This is a genomic window from Streptomyces niveiscabiei (genome assembly GCF_001419795.1).
GTDB lineage: Bacteria > Actinomycetota > Actinomycetes > Streptomycetales > Streptomycetaceae > Streptomyces > Streptomyces niveiscabiei.
This window is the reverse complement of the sequence record NZ_LIRL01001263.1, coordinates 1-4,452: the sequence shown is the minus strand read 5'-3', so window position 1 is coordinate 4,452 and position 4,452 is coordinate 1. Positions and strand designations below refer to the sequence as shown.

The 4,452-nt window shown below is 74.7% G+C and carries 4 protein-coding genes; 2 read left to right on the top strand and 2 right to left on the bottom strand.

Annotated features, from left to right (window positions below; genetic code table 11):
- On the top strand, positions 1 to 1,116 hold a 1,116-nt coding region (locus AOK24_RS42895), incomplete at its 5' end, for a B12-binding domain-containing radical SAM protein (RefSeq protein WP_159052208.1).
- 4 nt (positions 1,117 to 1,120) lie between these two features.
- Positions 1,121 to 2,086, top strand: a complete 966-nt coding sequence (locus AOK24_RS42890) for a Gfo/Idh/MocA family protein (protein WP_055725263.1) — start codon at positions 1,121 to 1,123, stop codon at positions 2,084 to 2,086.
- A 7-nt stretch (positions 2,087 to 2,093) separates the two neighbouring features.
- Here AOK24_RS42890 and AOK24_RS42885 read toward each other — a convergent pair whose 3' ends face one another.
- Both AOK24_RS42885 and AOK24_RS42880 read right to left on the bottom strand, forming a co-directional pair.
- Positions 2,094 to 2,840: an alpha/beta fold hydrolase gene (locus AOK24_RS42885; protein ID WP_240554403.1), complete on the bottom strand. Its 747-nt coding sequence runs from the start codon at positions 2,838 to 2,840 to the stop codon at positions 2,094 to 2,096.
- On the bottom strand, positions 2,827 to 4,452 hold a 1,626-nt coding region (locus AOK24_RS42880; RefSeq protein ID WP_159052207.1), incomplete at its 5' end, for a beta-ketoacyl reductase. The genes AOK24_RS42885 and AOK24_RS42880, both read right to left, overlap by 14 nt.

The following is a 4,452-nucleotide window of genomic DNA, read 5'->3' as shown; positions in this document are numbered from 1 at the left end:
AAGAACGGCATCCCCACACCGCGCGCCTCCACGTACACCAGCCGCGGCTGCCACGCCAAGTGCACCTTCTGCTACGCGCCCCGGCAGCCCGGAGTCGTGGACGGGCCCTGGCGGGTACGGCCCGTGGGGGACGCGGTCGACGAGATCGAGTACCTGCAACGGGAGTTCGGCACCCGCTTCCTGTGGTTCAACGACGACAACTTCGGCGGCGCCTTCCAGGACGGCTACCACCACGCCGTCGGCTTCGCCGAGGAGATCCTGCGCCGCGGCCTCAAGCTCACCTTCCACTGCGAGTTCCGCGTCGACACCGGCCTCATCGACCGCGAGGCCCTGCGCACCCTGCGCCGGGCCGGCATGGACCTGGCGCTCCTCGGCATGGAGACCGGCTCGCCCGGCATGATGAAGCGGTTCCGCAAGGGCACCACCGTCGAGTACAACTTCGACGCCGCCCGCCTGTTCAAACAGGAGAACATCGAACTCGAACCCGGCTGGATCATGATCGAACCGGGCACCACCCTCGACGAGCTCTGGGAGAACCTGAAGTTCATCGTGGCCGCCCGGGTGCACGAGAGCGAGAACCCGTTCTTCCTCATCAACCGGGCCATCGCCCTGCGCGGCACCGAGATCTACGACAAGGCCACGCGGTACGAGGAACCCGACATCCCCGGCGTCGAGGGCGTCGCCCTGGAGGTGCTGCGGCACGCCCGCCGCGACTACCGCGTCGAGGACGAGCGGGTGGAACACCTCTGGACGGCCTGGAGCCGGGTCTCCTCGGAGATCAACGACCGCAAGGAGAACGAGGTCCCCTTCCTCGCCCAGAGCATCGCGGACGCCGTCCGGGCCCGGCGCGGCACCGGCGCCGCGTCCCTGCGCCCCCTGCTGGGCCGGCTGCGCAGCTGGGACCAGGGGCTCGCCGGACTGCTCATCGCCTTCCTCAACGCGGGGCTGCTCCTCGCGGACGAGAACCCGCCCGGGCTCGCCGACCGGCTGGAGACCGAACTGCGCGCCATGATCACCGCGTACGACCGGGAGCACCTCGGCCACACCTTCCCGGACTTCGTCGCCGAGACCGCGAAGGCGTGCGGCGAGCACGCCCTCGCCCAGGTGAGGGGCTGAGGCGTTGACCCGCGAGCGCATCCGGTACGCGGCCGTGGGCTGCGGCAGGGTCTTCCAGCGCTACCACCTGCCCTGCGCCGACGAGCGGGACGCCATGGAACTGGTGGGCCTGGCCGACGCCGACGCCGAACGGGCCCGGTCGCTGACGGCGGACCGCCCCCAGGTGTGGACCGGCACCTCCGTCGAGCGCCTCATCGACGAGACGCGGCCGGACCTGATCAGCGTCTGCACCCCCAACGACGCCCACGCCGAGCCGGTGCTCGCGGCGCTGGACGCCGGTGTCGCGGTGCTGTGCGAGAAGCCCCTCGCCGCCACGGTGGAGGAGGCGCGCCGGATGGCGGCCCATCCGGCGGCCGAGAAGCTGCTCGGGGTGAACATGCCCTTCCGCTTCCATCCGCTGCTGGAGGCGTTCGCCGACGCGGCCCGGCCCGGCGCCCAGCGCGTCGACGTCTCCTTCGCCACCCCCGGCAACCGGGTGTGGCGGGCCTTCACCCCCTGGTACGGCGACGCGGCACGGGCCGGCGGCGGCGCGCTCCTGGACCTCGGGCCACACGCCCTCGACCTGCTCATGACGCTCTTCGGACCGCCGGAGGTCCAGGCGTGCGAGGTCGACGCGCCAGGCGTCGAGGAGCGGGTCCGGCTGGACCTGTCGTTCCAGGGCCTGCCGGCGACCCTGCGCATCGACCGGGCCGCCCGCAGACTGGAGACCTCGGTCACCGTCACCACCACGGACGGCGACCACGTCCTGGACCTGCGCCGGGGCGAACTGCGCCGGGCGGACGGCACGGTCGAGACGACCGCGGAGCGCCCCGAACTCGCCGCGATCTCCGCCCACTTCGACCTCGTGACGGGCGCCCCCGCCGCGCACCCGAAGGTGAGCGCCCAGGACGCCCTGGAGGTCCAGCTCGTCGTGGACGCGGCCTACCGGCGCGCCACGACCACGACGGAGCCCCGGCCACAGGGCGGGTGACGGACGGTCAGCGCAGGAAACGGGCCACTTCGGCGCAGAAGCACTCCGGTTCGGTGCGATGCACGTAGTGGCCCGCGTCGATGGCCAGCAGCCGCCCCCGGGGCACCGCCCCGGCGACCTCGGCCAGCAGGGAGCGGGGGACCGGACTGGACAGCCCGCCGCTGATCACCAGCGTCTCGGCGGTGACGTCGGCGAGCCGCCGCCACCACCCGGGGTCCGCCCTGCGCAGCCCGTCGATGACAGGGCGTACCGCCGCACTGTCCAGCTCCCCGGCCCGGCGCAGCTCACGGAACTCCTGGTACAGCGACAGGACGTGCGCCTGCCCGCCGGCCGCCCCGGACCGCGCCCGCAGCTCCGCCTCCGCCGCCGCGTCCCGGGGCGGCGGAGGCGTGTCCTCGATGACCAGCCTGCGCACCCGTGACGGATGGCGCTGCGCGATCAGCCAGGCCACATGACCCCCCATGGAGTGGCCCACCAGGTCCACCTCCGCCAGGCGGTGCCGGTCCAGCAGGCACAGCACGTCCCGGTACATCAGCTCGAAGGTGTACGCCGCCGCCCGGGGACTGCCCCCGTGCCCGCGCAGATCCGGCACGAACAACCGGCGCCCCTGGGGCAGCAGCGCGGACACCAGCCGGTCCCAGCTCCGGCCGGTGTTCCCCAGCGCGTGGAGCAGCACTGTCGGCCTCCCCGCCGGGTCACCCGTGACCCGGCAGTTCAGCGTCAACGGCGCCCCGTCCACGTCAGGAGCGCGCACTGGCCACCAGGTAGTCCACGATGGCCGTGACCGTCTGCTGGTGCCAGACCAGGTTGGCCGGCAGCTTGCGCTCCAGCAGCCGTTCCAGGCGGCGCCGGATGACGATCGCCATCACGGAGTCCAGGCCCGACTTCAGCAGCGACCGGTCCGGGTCGAGGTCGGCCGGGTCCAGCTTCATCTCGCTGACGACGACGGACACCGTCTGCTCGTGCAGCAGCGCCCGCAACTCCTCCTCCGACAGCTCCCCGGACGGCCGGACCCCGGCCGCCGCCTGCTCCCGGTTCGACCCCGCCGGGGCGTCGTCGGCGAGGTCGCGCAGCAGCCCCGTACGGCGGCCCCCGTCCGGCAGCGGCACGGTGCGCAGCACCGCGAGGGACGCGGCGCCGGTCCGCCCGGCGAGGTCCCAGGCGGCGAACGCCTCGGGTGCCGTGATGTCGCCGACGCCGTGCGCCTGGAGCTCGGCGTCCACCGCCGCGTTGGCCGCCATGCCCATGCCCCGCCAGGACGTCCACGCCAGGCTCATGGTGCCGGTGGCACCGAGGGTGTGGTCGTACCCGGCCATGGCGTCGAGGAAGGCGTTGGCCGACGCGTAGGCGGCCTGGCCGGTGAGGCCCAGGTACTGCCCGCACGACGAGAAGTGGACCAGGAAGTCCAGGCTCCCCGGCGGGAACAGCCGGTGCAGGGTCAGGGCGCCGCCCGCCTTCGGCCGCAGCACCGCCGCCAGCGCGTCGGCGTCGAGCCGGTCGACCAGCTGGTCGTGGAGCACGCCGGCCGCGTGCACCACCCCGCGGATCGGCGGCATGCCCAGCGCGTCCGGGGTCAGGGCGGCTGCCGCCGCCTCGGTGTCGGACAGGTCCAGGGACACCACCCGGACGCTCGCCCCGAGGGCTTCGAGCCCGCGGACGGTCGCGACGCGGCGCGCTTGGACCCCGTCGGTGACGGTGTCCCACCGCGACCGGGGCGGCAGACCGCCGCGTCCGGCGAGCACGAGGCGCCGCGCCCCCCGCTCCACCAGCCACCGGGCGATCTCCCCGCCCAGGCTGCCCAGCCCGCCCGTGACGAGATACGTGCCGTCCTGCCGGCACCGCAACGGCGCACGCCCTGGATCCGCGTCCACGGACCGGACCAGCCGGTTCGCCGAGGCCGCACCCGCACGGACGGCGACGACGTCCTCGCCCGGGTTCGCCGCGACCACGCGCAGCGCGGCGGCCAGGTCGTCCCGGGTGGGCTGCGCGCCGAGGTCGAGCGTGCCACCCCACAGTTCGGGGTGCTCGCCCCCGACGACCCGGCCGAGACCCCACCGGGCCGCCTGCGCCACCGACTCCAGCCGGTCCGCCTCGCGGACACCGCAGGTCAGCGACCACAGCCGCGCCGTACCGGGCGGCCACGTGCCCAGCCGCCGCGCCGCCGACGCGAGCTGCCACGCCTCGCGCACGGCACGGTCCGCGGCCTCGCCCTCCCCGGCCGGGTCCGCGAGGGGCAGCAGGAGCACGTCCACGGGGCCGGGGACCTGCCCGCGCAGGCCGTCGAGAGCGTCCGGGGACTCTGCCGCCCGGCACGGGACACCGTGCTCGGCGGCCGTGGCCCGCAGGGCCGCCGAGCACGGTGTCCC